General features: G+C 71.6%; 12 protein-coding genes. 3 read left to right on the plus strand and 9 right to left on the minus strand.

Features of this window, described 5'->3' with window-relative positions:
- Positions 1 to 12: 12 nt before the first annotated feature.
- Genes PSH03_RS08425 through PSH03_RS08435 form a run of 3 tightly spaced genes read right to left on the minus strand, consistent with a single transcriptional unit; the run spans position 13 to position 3,577 of the window.
- Complete coding sequence (locus tag PSH03_RS08425; RefSeq protein ID WP_238688765.1) at positions 13 to 2,103, minus strand: xanthine dehydrogenase family protein molybdopterin-binding subunit; 2,091 nt, start codon at positions 2,101 to 2,103, stop codon at positions 13 to 15.
- Complete coding sequence (locus PSH03_RS08430; protein WP_238688766.1) at positions 2,100 to 3,083, minus strand: FAD binding domain-containing protein; 984 nt, start codon at positions 3,081 to 3,083, stop codon at positions 2,100 to 2,102. Before PSH03_RS08430 ends, PSH03_RS08425 begins: the two co-directional genes overlap by 4 nt.
- On the minus strand, positions 3,080 to 3,577 hold the full coding sequence (locus PSH03_RS08435) for a 2Fe-2S iron-sulfur cluster-binding protein (RefSeq protein WP_210782386.1): 498 nt from the start codon (positions 3,575 to 3,577) through the stop codon (positions 3,080 to 3,082). The genes PSH03_RS08430 and PSH03_RS08435 overlap by 4 nt, the downstream gene beginning before the upstream one ends.
- Before the next feature lie 126 nt (positions 3,578 to 3,703).
- Here PSH03_RS08435 and PSH03_RS08440 point away from each other — a divergent pair, with 126 nt between their 5' ends.
- A complete protein-coding gene (locus PSH03_RS08440) occupies positions 3,704 to 4,312 on the plus strand; it encodes a nucleotidyltransferase family protein (RefSeq protein WP_238688767.1) in 609 nt (202 codons plus the stop codon).
- Here the strand turns inward: PSH03_RS08440 and PSH03_RS08445 are convergent.
- The 5 genes from PSH03_RS08445 to PSH03_RS08465 all read right to left on the minus strand — a co-directional run bounded on the left by PSH03_RS08445 (position 4,272) and on the right by PSH03_RS08465 (position 9,649).
- The gene (locus tag PSH03_RS08445) at positions 4,272 to 4,940 is read right to left on the minus strand and encodes a TMEM175 family protein (protein WP_210782302.1); all 669 of its coding nucleotides are present in this window, start codon (positions 4,938 to 4,940) and stop codon (positions 4,272 to 4,274) included. The two genes, PSH03_RS08440 and PSH03_RS08445, sit on opposite strands and share 41 nt — an antisense overlap.
- Before the next feature lie 109 nt (positions 4,941 to 5,049).
- On the minus strand, positions 5,050 to 6,426 hold the full coding sequence (locus PSH03_RS08450) for a GH1 family beta-glucosidase (protein ID WP_238688768.1): 1,377 nt from the start codon (positions 6,424 to 6,426) through the stop codon (positions 5,050 to 5,052).
- 29 nt (positions 6,427 to 6,455) lie between these two features.
- Positions 6,456 to 7,295 (minus strand): carbohydrate ABC transporter permease, encoded by an 840-nt coding sequence (locus PSH03_RS08455; RefSeq protein ID WP_210782306.1) that lies wholly within the window; start codon positions 7,293 to 7,295, stop codon positions 6,456 to 6,458.
- A complete protein-coding gene (locus PSH03_RS08460; RefSeq protein ID WP_210782308.1) occupies positions 7,288 to 8,280 on the minus strand; it encodes a carbohydrate ABC transporter permease in 993 nt (330 codons plus the stop codon). The genes PSH03_RS08455 and PSH03_RS08460 overlap by 8 nt, the downstream gene beginning before the upstream one ends.
- 70 nt (positions 8,281 to 8,350) lie before the next feature.
- The gene (locus PSH03_RS08465; protein ID WP_210782310.1) at positions 8,351 to 9,649 is read right to left on the minus strand and encodes an ABC transporter substrate-binding protein; all 1,299 of its coding nucleotides are present in this window, start codon (positions 9,647 to 9,649) and stop codon (positions 8,351 to 8,353) included.
- A gap of 235 nt (positions 9,650 to 9,884) precedes the next feature.
- On the opposite strand from PSH03_RS08465, the gene PSH03_RS08470 reads away from it, so the two are divergent.
- The gene (locus tag PSH03_RS08470; protein WP_210782312.1) at positions 9,885 to 11,084 is read left to right on the plus strand and encodes an ROK family transcriptional regulator; all 1,200 of its coding nucleotides are present in this window, start codon (positions 9,885 to 9,887) and stop codon (positions 11,082 to 11,084) included.
- 229 nt (positions 11,085 to 11,313) lie between these two features.
- Positions 11,314 to 13,950, plus strand: a complete 2,637-nt coding sequence (locus PSH03_RS08475) for a discoidin domain-containing protein (RefSeq protein WP_238688769.1) — start codon at positions 11,314 to 11,316, stop codon at positions 13,948 to 13,950.
- A gap of 111 nt (positions 13,951 to 14,061) precedes the next feature.
- Here the strand turns inward: PSH03_RS08475 and PSH03_RS08480 are convergent, their stop codons facing one another.
- Positions 14,062 to 15,366, minus strand: coding sequence for a flavin monoamine oxidase family protein (locus PSH03_RS08480; protein ID WP_308194362.1), 1,305 nt, complete (start codon positions 15,364 to 15,366; stop codon positions 14,062 to 14,064).
- Positions 15,367 to 15,457 lie beyond the last annotated feature (91 nt).

The raw sequence follows: 15,457 nt of genomic DNA on the forward strand, positions 1-15,457 counted from the left end.
CTGACGGCTTATTTAAGCCAAGTCTGATATTCCGATGAGCTTGTCCAGCCGGATCGGTAGCTCCCGGATCCGTACGCCCGTCGCGTGGTGCACAGCGTTGGCGACCGCCGCGGCGGCGCCGACGATGCCGATCTCGCCGATGCCCTTCACCCCGGCCGGGTTCAACTCGTCGTCGCGCTCGTCCAGCCAGTACGCCTCGATGGACTCCACATCCGCGCAGCCGGTGATGTGGTAGGTGGCCAGGTCGTGGTTGACCCAGTCGCCGTACCGCTCGTCGAGCAGCCCCTCCTCGTGCAGCGCCATCGACAGCCCCATCGTCATGCCGCCGATGAGCTGGCTGCGCGCCGTCGTCGGGTTCACCACCCGCCCCGCCGCGAACACCCCGAGCATCCGGTTCAGCCGCACCTCGCCGGTGTCCGCGTCGACCCGCACCTCGACGAACTGCGCCCCGTACGCGTACCGGGGCAGCGCGGGCTGCCCTCCCACCTCCTCGGTGGTGTCCGCCTCGGCGGTGACCTCGCCGGTCGGCGGCCCGCCGTCGCGCAGCTTCTCGCGCAGCGCCTGCGCGGCCCGTATCACCGCCCAGCTCCAGCTGGCGGTCCCCATCGAGCCGCCGGCCAGCGCCGCCGTCGGCAGCGCGCTGTCCCCGATGCGGATCTCCACCCGCTCCGGCGGCACCCCGAGGGCATCGGCGGCCACCTGCCAGATCGCCGTCCGGGCGCCGGTGCCGATGTCGGTGGCGTTGATCTGGACCAGGAAGCTCCCGTCGGGCCGGGCGGTGGCCGTCGCCGTGGACGGCCGGGCCCGGGCCGGGTAGCTCGAACCGGCCACTCCGGTCCCGATCAGCCAGCGCCCGTCGCGTCGGGACCGGGGCGACGGGTCACGGCCGGCCCAGCCGAACCGCTGGGCGCCCTCGCGCAGGCAGGCCACCAGGTTGCGGCTGGTGAACGGGCGTCCCTGGTCGGGGTCGACAGCGGTGTCGTTGCGGATGCGCAGCTCGACCGGGTCCAGGCCGACGGCGATGGCCAGCTCGTCCACCGCGGACTCCAGGGCGTACGCGCCGGGGCACTCGCCGGGGGCACGCATCCAGAACGGCGTGGGCACGTCGAGGCGGACCAGCCGGTGCGTGGTGCGGCGGTGCGGTGCGGCGTACATGCTGCGGGTGTAGACGGCGGTCTGCTCGGCGAACTCCCGGATGGTGGAGGTCTGGCTGATCGCGTCGTGGCAGATGGCGGTGAGCCGGCCGTCGGTGTCGGCGGCGAGGCGGACCCGCTGGATGGTGGGGGTGCGGTAGCCGACCGGCCCGAACAGTTGCTGGCGGGTCAGCGCCAGTTTGACCGGGCGGTCCATGTGCCGGGCGGCGAGGGCGGCCAGCACCACCGACGCCTTGGCGTACCCCTTGCTGCCGAAGCCGCCGCCGACGTGCTCGGCGACGACGCGGATCGACTCCGGCGGCAGCTCGAACAGCTCGGCGAGGGTGGCGCGCACCGGCGTGGCGCCCTGGGTGGAGTCGTGCACCAGGAGCCGCCCGTCGTGCCACTGCGCCGTGGTGGCGTGCGGTTCCATCGGGTTGTTGTGGTACGCCGGCGTGCGGTAGGTGACGTCCACCCGCACCGGGGCGGCCGCGTACCCGGCGTCGAAGTCGCCCTCGGCGGTGTCCGTCGGATAGCTGGGGTTGACCTGGTCCGGCTTGTAGAGGCCGGGATGGTCGTCGGTGAGCACTGTGCTGTGCGGGCCGGTGTCGTAGTCGATGCGGACCAGTCGGGCGCCCTCGCGGGCCGCCTCCAGGCTGGTTGCCACCACCACGGCGACGTACTGCCCCCGGTAGTGCACAGTCGGCTCCTGCAACAGCCGCAGCTCCGGCTGCGGGCCGGGTGCCATCCGGGGCGCGTTGCCGTGGTGCACCACGGCCAGCACACCGGGCGACGCCAACGCCTCCGCCGTGTCGATCCGGGTGATCCGGCCCCGCACCACCGCCGACGGCACCGCCCAGCCATAGGTGACCCCGTCCACCGGGTACTCCACCGCGTACCGGGCCGTGCCGGTGACCTTCGCCGCGCCCTCCAGCCGGGGGTACGCCCGTCCGACGGCCCCGGTGCTCACGACGACGCCAGTTCGGTGAGCGCCCGCACGGTGATGGCCCGGGTCAGTGGCACCTTGAAGCCGTTGTGCCGCAACGGGCGCGCCTCGGCCAGCTCCGCGTCGGCGGCCCGTGCCGCCAGCTCCGGGCTGAACGGACGACCGCGCAGCTCCTCCTCGGCCCGGTACGCCCGCCACGGCCGGTGCGCCACCGCCCCGTACGCCAGCCGCACGTCGCGGACCACGTCCCCGTCGAGGTCCAGCACCGCGGCCACCGAGCCGGCGGCGAAGGCGAACGAGGCCCGGTCGCGCACCTTGAGGTACGTCGAGCGGCGCGCGGCCGGTAGGGGCGGTAGCCGCACGGCGGTGATCAGCGCGCCCCGGGCCAGGGTGGTCTCCCGTTCCGGGTGGGTGCCGGGGGAGCGGTAGAGGTCGGCGATCCGGACGTCACGGGGGCCGTCGGCGTCATGCACCTCCACCACTGTGTCGAGGGCGGCCAGCGCGACGGCCAGGTCGGACGGGTGGGTGGCCACGCACTGCTCGGACCAGTCCAGCACCGCCAGGTCGCGGTTCTGGCCGTGCAGAGCGGCGCAACCGCTGCCCGGCTCTCGTTTGTTGCACGCCTTGCCGGTGTCCTGGAAGTAGACGCAGCGGGTGCGCTGCAACAGGTTGCCGCCGGTGGTGGCCATGTTGCGCAGTTGTCCGGAGGCGGCGGCGAGCAGGGCGCGGGCCAGCACCGGGTAGTCGCGGCGTACCACCGGGTGGGCCGCCAGGTCGCTGTTGCGGACTGTCGCGCCGATCCGCAGCCCACCGTCGGGCAGCTCCTCGACGGTGTCGAGTGGAAGCCGGGTCACGTCCACCAGCACGTCGGGGCGTTGCACCCCGAGCTTCATGAGGTCCACCAGGTTGGTTCCGCCGCCGAGGTAGGCGGCCTGCGGTTCGGCCGCGAGCACCGCGACCGCCTCGGCCACGTCGGCGGGCCGGTGGTAGCGGAACGCCTTCACGAGGACGCCGCCGTCTGGCGCACGGCCGCGACGATGTGCGGGTACGCGGCGCAGCGGCACAGGTTGCCGGCCATCCGCTCGCGGATCTCCGCGTCGGTCAGCTTCGCGGGCGTGTTCAGGTCGCCGGTGACCGCGCTGGGCCAACCTCGGGAGACCTCGTCGAGCATGCCGCGGGCGGAGCAGAGCTGCCCGGGGGTGCAGTAGCCGCACTGGAAAGCGTCGTGCGCGATGAAGGCGGCCTGCAACGGGGACAGCTCGTCCGGGCCGGCCAGCCCTTCGACGGTCACCACCGACCGGCCGTCCACGGTGACCGCGAAGACCAGGCAGCTCTTCACCCGCCGGCCGTCGAGCAGCACCGTGCAGGAGCCGCACTGGCCGTGGTCGCAGCCCTTCTTCGCCCCGGTCAGGTCGAGGTGCTCGCGCAGGGCGTCGAGCAGGGTGGTGCGGTTGTCCAGGGTCACCTCGCGGGACGCGCCGTTGACCTCGACCGTCACCCGGGACGAGTGGCGCTCGTCGATCGTCGTCGCGTTCTCCGGTCCGCCCTGCACCGGCCCAGACTAGCTTTGTCGGTATATCTCAGGGCGAATAACGCAAAGCCCCTCGTAGGGGAGGTGACGACGGTGACCGCCGGACTGCTGCTCGCCGCCGGCGCCGGGCGGCGCTACGGCCGGCCGAAGGCGCTGGTCGAGCTGGACGGCGAGCCGTTTGTGCGGCGCGCGATCCGGCTGCTCGGCGACGGCGGCTGCGCACCCGTGCACGTGGTGCTCGGCGCGGGCGCCGACGAGATGCCCGACCTGCCCGGCGCGGTGCCGGTCCGGCACGATCGCTGGTCCGACGGGCTGGGCTCGTCGCTGCTGCGGGGCCTGGCCTCGCTGCCGGCCGACGTACCGGCCGCCGTCGTGGTCCTCGTCGACCAGCCGCTGCTCAGCCCGATCGCGGTGCGCCGGGTGCGCACGGCGTACGCCGACGGCGCGGTCGTCGCTGTCGCCACCTACGCCGGCAGGCGCGGGCACCCGATCCTGCTGGCTCGACGCACCTGGCCGCTGCTGAGCGGGTACGCCGTCGGCGACCGGGGCGCCCGCGACCTGATGCGCGACCGGCCGGACCTGGTGGTCGAGGTGCCCTGTGACGACGTCGGGTCCCCGGCCGACGTGGACACCCCGGCCGACCTGCTCCGGCTCCGTTCGCTCAGCGGCGGCTCAGCCAGCGGGGGAGCCCTTCGCTGGTGACCGCGTGATAGGTGATCATGACGATGACACCGATCAGTCCCAGCAGCGGGCTGACGAACCAGCCGAGCAGCCCGCTGAGCCCGTACAGGATCAGGCCGGTGACCGGTCGCAGCCGCTGCGTACGCACGTACTCGGGGTCGACCCGACGCTCCAGCAGCGCCGGGTGGCGGTGCAGGTAGCCGAAGAACACCAGCCAGGGGGCCGACATCAGGGCCGCGGCCAGCGCGTACAGGGCGACGGCCGCGCGTTGGTCGTCGGTGTCGCCGTGGGTGAACGCGGACGCCAGCACCGCTGTGGGAAAGGGGATGATCACCGCGCCGAAGAGCACACCGAGGTTGATCCAGCTCAGCGTGAGCGTGGTGCCACGGATCAGCCGCAGCAGCGCGTGGTGGTTGAGCCAGAGCACCCCGATGTAGACGAAGGACACCACGAAGGCCAGATAGGAGGCGCCCTCGCCGAGCAGGCCGGTGAGCAGTTCGCCCTCGTGGTATTCGGGCACCCGCAGCTCGATGACCAGCAGCGTGATGACGATGGCGAAGACGCCGTCGCTGAAGGCCGTCATCCGGTCGGTGGCGGACACTCGCCCCTTGGGATCGGCCTGCTCGACCTCGTCGGGTGCTGCGGACATTGCCGCAGGCTAGCCACTCGGCAGCGCGGTTGGTGGCGGTTTCATCCGATCCGGACGGGAACGGCCGCCCGAGGTTGACACCCCGGGCGGCCGCTCGCACCGCCCCCGTTCAGGCCACCGGCGTCGCGGTGCCGGTGGTGCGGGCGAGCCGCTGGTGGGCACGGATCAGCTCGGCGTAGCGCAGACCGCTCGCCTTCACCGTCCGGCGCTGGGTGGTGTAGTCCACGTGCACCAGCCCGAAACGCTTGTCGTAGCCGTACGCCCACTCGAAGTTGTCCAGCAGTGACCAGACGAAGTAGCCGTCCAGGGGAACCCCTCGGGCCACCGCCGACGCGCACGCGGCCAGGTGCTGCTCCAGGTGGTCGGTGCGTTCCTTGTCCTCCACCGTGCCGTCCGGGGTGACCTCGTCCGGCCACGCCGAGCCACTCTCGGTGACGATGATCCGTCCCGGCCGGTACTCCTCGTGCACGTCGACGAGCAGCCGCTCCAGGCCCGCCGGGTACATCTCCCAGCCCATCGCGGTCTCCACCGAGCCGGGCACCGGCACCTGCCGGGTGTACGGGGCCGCGCCGGTCGGGTCGTCGACCACCAGCTGACGGAAGTAGTAGTTCACCCCGAGGAAGTCCGTCGGCGTGGCGATCACCGCCAGGTCGTCGCCGCGTACCGGCGGCTCGACCCCGTAGGTGGCGATCATGTCGGCCGGGTAGCCGCGCCCGTGGATCGGGTCCAGCCACCACCTGTTGACGTGCCCGTCGGCCCGGCGGGCCGCCGCGACGTCCTCGGGTCGGTCGGTCGCCGCCTCGATCGGGCTGAGGTTGACCACCAGGCCCACCGAGGCCGGCCGGGCGGCGTTGGCGCGGATCGCCTGGGTGGCCAGGCCGTGCCCGAGCAGCACGTGGTGCGAGGCGTGCACCGCCCGGGTGAGGTCCCGCTCGCCGGGGGCCATGGTGCCCTCCAGGTGCCCGATCCAGCACACGCAGAGCGGCTCGTTGACAGTGCACCAGTCGGCGACCCGGTCACCGAGGCGGGCGGCCACCACCGCCGCGTAGTCGGCGAACGCCTCGGCGGTGCTGCGCTCCGGCCAACCACCCCGGTCCTGAAGGACCTGCGGCAGGTCCCAGTGGTAGAGCGTGACGAACGGTCGGATCCCGTCGGTGAGCAACGTGTCGACGAGCCGATCGTAGAAGTCCAGCCCGGCGGCGTTGACCCGCCCGACGCCGTCGGGCATGACGCGGGGCCAGGCCACCGAGAAACGGTACGCGTCCACGCCGAGTCGGCGCGCCAGCGCCAGGTCCTCCGGCCACCGGTGGTAGTGGTCGCACGCCACCGCGCCGGTGTCGCCGTTGTCGACAGCGCCGGGGGTCGCCGAGAAGGTGTCCCAGATGGACGGCGCCCGGCCGTCGACGTCGACGGCCCCCTCGATCTGGTACGCCGCCGTGGCGACACCCCAGAGGAAGTCGGGTGGCAGCTTGGACAGGTCGGGCACGGGTCGGTTCTCCTCTGGGGTTGGATGACTCACTTGACCGCGCCGGCGGTGAGGCCGGCGACGAAGTAGCGCTGCAGGGCCAGGAACCCGACGACGACCGGGATGCTGACCACCAGCGAGGCGGCCATGATCTGGTTCCAGTAGACGTTGAACTGGGTGGAGTAGCCCTGCAGGCCGACGGCCAGGGTGCGGCTGCCCTCGTCGGTCATCACCGAGGCGAAGAGCACCTCACCCCACGCGGTCATGAACGCGTACACGGTGACCGCTACGACGCCGGGCACGGCGGCCGGCAGGATGACCTGGAACAGGGTGCGCAGCGGCCCTGCGCCGTCGACCTGCGCCGCCTCGTCCAGACCCCGGGGGATCGAGTCGAAGTAGCCGACCAGCATCCAGATCGAGAACGGCAGCGAGAAGGTCAGGTACGTGATGACCAGGCCGGTGCGGCTGGCGTACAGCTCGATGCCGGTGGCGTTGCCCAGGTTGACGTAGATGAGGAACAGCGGCAGCAGGAACAGGATGCCGGGGAACATCTGCGTGGACAGCACCGTCACCGAGAAGACGCCCCGACCGCGGAACCGGTACCGGCTGACCGCGAACGCGGCGAAGATCGCCACCGCCACCGAGCAGATCGCCGCGATGCTGGACACCACCAGGCTGTTCACCAGGTACCGGGCCAGCGGCACCGTGCTCCACATGTCGATGAACGGTTGCAGGGTGGGCCGGCTGGGCCACCAGGTGAAGCCGTTCTGGACGTCCTGCAACGGCTTCGCCGCCGAGGTGACCATGACGTAGAGCGGGATGACGACGAAGAGGGTGAGCAGGGTCAGCACGATGCGCCGGCCCCAGCGTTCACCGGCGGTCTCACGCATGATCGTCCCTCCGACGGTTGGTGATCAGCAGGTACGCGGCCGAGACGACCAGCAGGAACAGCAGCAGCGCCACCGACATCGCCGACCCGGAGCCGAAGTCCCAGGTCTTGAAGGAGCTGCGGTAGATGTGGATGGAGATCAGGTCGGCCTGCTCCGGCGCGGAACCGCCGAACAGCACGAACGGGGTGTTGAAGTCGTTGAACGTCCACAGGAACAGCACCAGCAGCAGCACCAGGTTGACCGGCCGCAACATCGGCAGGGTGACCGAGCGCAGCCGGCGCCAGAACCCGGCGCCGTCGATGGCGGCGGCCTCGTACAGCTCACCGGGCACGTTCTGCAGCCCGGCCATCAGGCACAGGAACGCGAACGGCCAGTTGCGCCAGACCGACACCACCAGCAGCGACCAGAAGCTGTTGTCGCCGATCAGCCAGAACGGCCGTTCGTTCATCAGCCCGAGCTGGTCCACGAGCACGTGGTTGACCAGGCCGGTGTCGCGTTGCAGCAGGAAGCTCCAGGTGATCACGGCGGCGTATACCGGCAGCGCGTACGGGGTGAGGAACAGCGCCCGCAGGATCGCCCGTCCACGGAACGGCCGTTGCAGGACGACCGCCGCCGAGATGCCGAGCAGCCAGGCGAACCCGACCGAGAGCAGGCTGTAGGCCAGGGTGATCCAGAACGAGTGCAGCAGTTCCTTGCCGGCGGCGCTGTTCAGGTCGAGCGTCGCCCGGTAGTTCTCCAGCCCGATGAAGGGCGCGGTGGACCAGTCGCGGATGTGGAACTGGGTCAGCTCCAGCAGGCTCATCCAAACCCCGACAACCATCGGGATCACGTGGATGGCGAGTTCCAGCACGACGGCCGGTGCGAGCAGCAGGTACGGCAGGAGCGAGCGGCGGGGGCCGCGGGGCCGGCGGGCCGGCTCCCGGGCCGGCGACCCGGCCCGGGGTTCGCGCTGGTCGGCGTCCGGCGCGGTGGTGCTGGTTGCCATCGGGGTCCTCTCGGAGGCGGTGGCCGTGGCCGGGCTCAGCGCCCGACCACGGCCACCGGTGACGCCTGGGTCAGCGCATCTTCTGCTGCGCGTCGGTCAGCTTGGCCTTCACCGACTCCTCGGTGACCGGCTTGCCGCTGGCCGCGTCGGCGAACAGCTCCTTCATCGCGGTGCCGACCAGGGTCTCGAAGGTGCTCTCGTCGGGCACCTGCGGCAGCGGGGCGGCGGTGGTGACCAGGGTCTCCTGGATGGTCTTCTGCTCGGGGGCGCTGAACGCCGGGTCGGAGGCCGCGGTCTTCACCGCCGGCAGCGAGCCGTACGTCTTGTTGAGGAGCGTCTGCTCCTCGTCACTGGTCATGAACTTGACGAAGCTCAGCGCGCCGTCCTTGTTCTTGGTGTGCTTGAAGACCGCCATGTTGATCCCGGCGACCATGCTGTTGACCTTCTTGCCGCCGGCCGGCGGGCTGGCCAGGAACGGCACCGGGGCCACCCCGTACGCGTCGGCGGGCATGTTCTGCGTCTTCAGGTTCGACCCGGCGGACTGCCACAGCAGCATGGCCGCCTTGCCGTTGGCGAAGTCGGAGACCGACTGGTTCTGCGCGTACTCGGCGTTGCTCGGGTTGGTGATCTTGTCGGCGGCCATGAAGTCGATGTACCGCTTGATCGCCGAGACGTTCTGCGGGGTGTCGAAGGTCGGCTTGCCGGCCGAGTCGAACCACTCGCCGCCGTACTGCTGGCTGAAGGTGAACGCGTGGTGGGCGTTCTCCGACGGGTTGGCGCCCTCGATCGCCAGGCCCCACTTGCCGCCGGTGCTCAGCTTCTTGCCGTACTCGGCGAGTTGCTCCCAGGTGGTCGGCGGCGCGGTGATGCCGGCGTCGGCGAACGACTTCTTGTTGTAGTACAGGCTGTACGCCATGCTGTAGAGCGGCACGGCGGCCGGCGGCTTGCCGGGGGCGCCGGCGGCGGCGAGAGCGGCGGGCACGATCCGGTCCTTGCCGCCGACGGCCTGCAGGGCGGCGTCGTCGAACTCGACCAGCGCGCCGGTGGCCTGCAACGACGCCGACCAGGTGTTGCCGATGTTGACCACGTCCGGGCCCTTGCCGGAGGCGGCGGCGGCCAGCAGGCGGTTGAGCAGATCCGACCAGGGGACCACCTCGACGGTGACCTTGATCCCGGTCTGCTTCTCGAACTTGTCCAACTCCGGCTGGAGGATGGTCTTGTCGGCCTCCAGGCTGGCGCCCTGGTTGCTGGCCCAGTAGGTGAGCGTCTTGGGCGATGCGGCGGAGTCGTCGCCGGAGCCTCCGCAGGCGGTCAGCGAGGCGGCCGCCAGTACGGCGGCGGTGAATATCCCGAGGTGTCGTCTCGACACGGGTCAGCCCTTCCGGTGCGTGGTGGGGGTCCGCCGACCTTCGTCACCGATAGGGGTCGGGCGACGGGGGCCGGCTGCGGACAGGGTTCGGGGGTGCGCCGTTGGGGTCCGTCGGCGTTTCCCGGGAGTTACATCACGGCTTAATTTATGTCGTCATTAAAGTTGCTGGCTGGTGGGTCGTCAAGCACGAGGCGGTTACAGTCGCCTCGAACGGCCGACGGGAACGAGGTGACGAGTGGAGCTGGCGCGTGCCACCAACCGCAGCGTGCGGTTGCGCAACCGGTCCGCCCTGCTGACCAAGCTCTTCCTGGACGGCCCGCTCACCCGGCAGGACCTGGTGCGCAGCACCGGGCTGAGCCAACCCGCGGTCAGCAACGTGGTGGCCGACATGATCGACGAAGGACTGGTGGCCGAGGTCGGCGCCGCCGAGTCCGACGGCGGCCGGCCCAGCATGCTGCTGCGGATCGCGCCGCGCTTCGCCTTCCTGATCGGTGTCGACGTCGGCGAGACCCGGGTCCGGGTGGAGCTGTTCGACTTCGCGATGGCCCTGCTGGCCAGCGTCGAGTACCCGCTCGACCCGGCCCGCACCGAGCCCGACCTGGTGGCCGGGCACGTGCTGGCCGGCATCGAAGCGGTCACCAGCCAGGCCGGGGTGGCCCCGCGCGACGTGCTCGGCGTCGGCGTCGGCGTCTCCGGCGTGGTCGAGCAGGGCGCCGAGGCGGTCGTGCACGCCCAGGCCCTCGGCTGGGACCGGGTGCCGCTGGAGCGTCTGATCGGCGCCGGCACCGACCTGCCGCTGCACATCGACAACGGCGCGAAGACCCTCGGCCAGGCCGAGATGTGGTTCGGCGCCGGCCGGGGCGCCCGGCACGCCGTCTTCGCGCTTGTCGGCTCGGGCGTGGGCGCGTCGGTGGTGACCAACGGCGCCACCTACCGGGGCGCGTCCAGCAGCGCGGGGGAGTGGGGGCACACCACCCTGGTGTACGGCGGTCGGGTCTGCCGGTGCGGCGCGCGCGGTTGCCTGGAGGCGTACGTGGGGGCGGAGGCGATCATCGACCGCTACCGGGAGGCGCGCCGGGGCCGACCGGTGCCGGGCGAGGACGAGGAGTCCCAGATCGCCGCGCTGGTCGCCGCCGCCGAGACCTCGGCCACCGCCCGACGCGTGCTGGAGGACACCGCCGGCTACCTCGGCGCCGGGGTGGCCAACCTGATCAACCTGTTCAACCCGGAGCGCGTGGTACTCGGCGGCTGGGCGGCGATGGCCCTCGGCGACCTGCTACCGGCTGTGCGGGAGGCCGCCGGCCGACAGGCGCTGCGCCAGCCGTACGAGCAGGCGTCGATCGAGCTGTGCCGGCTCGGGGTGGACGCGGTGGCGCTGGGCGCGGCAACCCTCCCCATCGCCCGCTTCCTCACCGAGGGTGGCGTCCGCCGCTGAGCGGTGACGACTGCTGCGCCGTCGGCAAATTACCCAAAAAGAATCCTCGGGATAAATAACGAAGTTATAGATCGATGTCTTGACGCCGTCGCAATCTCGCCGCAACACTCCTACGAGAGCGCTCTCCGACCCGCGACGCCGCATCGGCGGCACCACCCACGGCGCCACGGGGCGAGCCGATCCCATCCACGCGGCACCCCCTCGTAGCCCCCTATCGACAGGCGATGTCATGACATCTCGTGCAACATCCGTACGCCCGCGTCCTCGACGCGTCGTCCGGCACCTGCTGGTCGGGCTCACCGTGGCCCTGGTCGCGGCGCTCACCCCGACCGGCGCCACAACGCCCGCGCAGGCCGCGCCCACCCTGCTGTCCCAGGGCCGCCCCGCCACCGCCTCGTCCAGCGAGAACGCCGGCACCCCGGCCTCCGCGGCCGTCGACGGCAACACTGGCACCCGCTGGGCCAGCGCGTTCAGCGACCCGCAGTGGCTCCAGGTCGACCTGGGCGCCCGGGCCACCATCAGCCAGGTCAACCTGCTCTGGGAGGGTGCCTACGGCCGGGCCTTCCAGCTCCAGACTTCCGACGACGGTGCCACCTGGACGACGATCTACTCGACCACCACCGGCACCGGCGGCACCCAGAACCTCACCGTCACCGGCGCCGGCCGCTACGTACGGATGAACGGCACCGCCCGGGGCACCGGCTACGGCTACTCGCTCTGGGAGTTCCGGGTGTACGGCGAGACCGGCGGCACCACGCCGACCTGCGGCAGCACCAACGTCGCGCAGGGCAGCCCGGCGACCGCCTCGTCCAGCCAGGACGCCGGCCTCGCGGCATCCGCGGCGGTCGACGGCAACCCGGGCACCCGCTGGGCCAGCGCCGCCAGCGACCCCCAGTGGCTGCGCGTCGACCTCGGCAGCACCCGCACCATCTGCCGGGTGGTGCTCACCTGGGAGGCCGCGTACGCCCGGGCCTTCCAGCTCCAGACCTCGGCCGACGGGACCACCTGGACCACCATCTACTCCACCACCACGGCAACCGGCGGCACGCAGTCGCTCACCGTCACCGGCAGCGGGCGCTACCTGCGGATGTACGGCACCGCCCGAGGCACCGCCTACGGCTACTCGCTGTGGGAGTTGGCGGTGAACACCACCGGCGGCGGAACCGGCGAGCCCCCGGTCGACACGACCGACCCGCGCAACCCGAACCTCGGGCCGAACACGTTCGTCTTCGACCCGAGCACGCCGACGTCGACCATCCAGAGTCGACTGAACACGCTCTTCACCCAGCAGGAGACCAACCAGTTCGGCCCGCAGCGCTACGCGGTGCTGTTCAAGCCCGGCAACTACACCGCCGACGTCAACCTCGGCTTCTTCACCCAGGTCGCCGGCCTCGGCATGAGCCCCGACGACGTCAACCTCAACGGCCACGTGCGTGCCGAGGCGTTCTGGTTCGGCGGCAACGCCACCCAGAACTTCTGGCGGGCCGCCGAGAACCTGTCGGTCACCCTGCCCGCCGGGCAGACAGTGGAGCGCTGGGCGGTGTCCCAGGCGGCGCCGTACCGGCGGATGCACCTGCGCGGCGCGCAGAACCAGATCCAGCTCTGGAATGGCGGCGACGGCTGGTCCAGCGGTGGCCTGATGGCCGACACCCGCATCGACGGCCTGGTCGTCTCCGGCTCGCAGCAGCAGTGGTACTCCCGCAACAGCGAGTTCGGCAACGGCTGGACCGGCTCGGTGTGGAACATGGTCTTCCAGGGCGTCAACGGCGCTCCCGCGCCAAGCTTCCCCAACCCGTCGCACACCGTCATCCCGCAGACCCCGCAGGTACGGGAGAAGCCGTTCCTCTACGTCGACGGCACCGGTGAGTACCGGGTCTTCGTGCCGGCGCTGCGCACCAACTCCACCGGAACCAGCTGGTACAACAAGACCCCGGCCGGCTCGTCCATCTCGCTGTCGCAGTTCTACGTGGTCCAGCCCGGCACCAGCGCCGCCACCATCAACGCGGCCCTCGCCCAGGGGCGGCACCTGCTCTTCACCCCTGGCGTGCACCGCGTCACCGAGCCGATCCAGGTCAACCGGGCCGACACTGTCGTCCTCGGTCTCGGCCTGGCCACCATCCAGGCCGACAACGGCGCGGTGGGCATGCGGGTGGCCGATGTGGACGGCGTGAAGGTGGCCGGCATCATGTTCGAGGCCGGCACGACGAACTCGCCGGTGCTGATGGAGGTCGGGCCGTCCGGCTCGTCCGCGAGCCACGCCACGAACCCGACCTCGCTGCACGACGTGTTCTTCCGCATCGGCGGGCCGCACGTCGGCAAGGCCACCAACACGCTGACTGTCAACAGCGACAACGTGATCGGCGACCACATGTGGCTGTGGCGGGCCGACCACGCCGCCAGCGGCGTACCGACCGGGTGGACGCTGAACACCGCCGACACCGGGCTCACCGTCAACGGCGACAACGTCACCATGTACGGCCTCTTCGTCGAGCACTACCAGAAGTACCAGACCATCTGGAACGGCAACGGCGGGCGGACGTACTTCTACCAGAACGAGCTGCCCTACGACCCACCGAACCAGGCGGCCTGGATGAACGGGTCGACCCGGGGCTACGCCGCGTACAAGGTGGCCGATTCGGTGACCAGCCACCAGGCGTTCGGGCTGGGCAGCTACAGCTACTTCAACGTCAATCCCGCGGTGGTCGAGGAACGGTCCTTCGAGGTTCCCAACAACCCGAACGTGCGCTTCACGAACATGGTCACCGTCTCGCTCGGTGGCGTCGGCACCATCAACCGGGTGATCAACAACGCCGGTGGCACCGCGAACGCGGCCAACCAGCAGGTGTACCTGACCATCTATCCCTGACCGGGGCGCCCGCGCCGGCCCGGACGTCTGACGGACCGGGTCGGCCGGGTCGCACCCAGGGCCGTGGCCGGCCCGGTCCCGCCGAGACCGGGCCGGCTGCGGTCGTGCCGCTCAGCCGGCCAGCACCTCGGCCGCCGCCCGCTCACCGGCGCGCACCGCTCCCTCCAGGTAGCCAGTCCAGCGGGTGGCCGTCTCGGTGCCCGCCCAGTACACCCGCCCCACCGGCGTCCGCAGGTGCGGGCCGTAGGTCCGCCACGTGCCGGGGGTGAGCGCACCGGAGAAACAGCCCCGGGTCCACTCGTCGGCCGACCAGTCGTACTCGACGAGATCCACGGGGTCCTCGGCACGCGGCCCGACCACGCTGGCGAACGCTTCCAGCAGGCACTGCCGACGTCGCGCGGGGGACATGCCACGCAGCGTGGCGGCGTCCGTGGAGTAGCTGAACCCGGTCAGCACCCCGATCGGTGAGGTCGGGGTGGAGTTGTCGACCGTCTCGGTGAGCGGACCGGCGCTGGTGGTGGCCACCCCGGAGCGCCCGTCGGCCCGCCAGAACGGCTCCGGGTAGACGGCGTGCACCTTCAGTGCCGAACCCATCGGCATGCGCTGGGTGAGCCCGTCACGCAGTGGAGGCAGCGGAGGGTCGTACCGGATCCGGCCGGCCAGTGCCGGGGCCAGCGCGACCACCACGGCGTCGCCGTCGACGCGCCCGGTGTCGGTCCACGCCGTCACGCCGTCGACGGTCTGTTCGATGGCTCGCACCGGCGCGGCCAGCGTCAGCGTGCCCGGTGGCAGGGCGGTGGCCATCCGCTCCGCCAGCGCAGCCGGCCCGCCCACGATCCGGTCCTGCTGCGCGCCACCGGCCATCCCCAGCAACGGCCCGGTCCCGCCGGCGCTGCGCAGGTAGAACAGCAGGTGCAACAGGGACAGCTCGTCGGCGCCGGTGGCCAGCAGCCCGCCGGCGAGCACCCGCCCCAGGTAGTCGGCGGTGTCGTCGTCCCCGGCCGTGACGGCGAGCCACCCGCCGAGGGTCGTCCGGTCCCACAGTGCGGCCTCCGGCGTCGCCCAGGGTGCGGCCGGGTCCAGTCGTGCGGCGTACTCGTCGAGCAGGCCGAGCACCCGGCCCACCTGCACCGGCGGCTCGGCCTGGCGCGCACCGGCCCAGAGCACAGTGGGCGCGCCGATCGATGCCGAGGCGAAGGTGGCCAGCCCGTGCTCGGCGACCAGCGCGTACATCCGATCCTGGGTCGGACCGATCCACTGCGCCCCCAGGTCGAGTTGCGTGAGCTCGGGCAGCCATCGGGTCAGCACCCGACCGCCCACCCGGTCACGGGCCTCCAACAATCGCACCTGGGCGCCGGCACGGGTGAGCGCCAGCGCGGCGGCGAGCCCGGAGAAGCCGGCGCCGACCACAATCACCCGCAAGCCGTCGACCACACCGGGGTCTACCCACAACCGTCGCGGGCATGGCTACCGGCTCCGGTCGCGGCACTCGCGGACCGTATCCCTG

Source organism: Micromonospora salmantinae, assembly GCF_022230905.1.
GTDB classification, from domain to species: domain Bacteria; phylum Actinomycetota; class Actinomycetes; order Mycobacteriales; family Micromonosporaceae; genus Micromonospora; species Micromonospora salmantinae.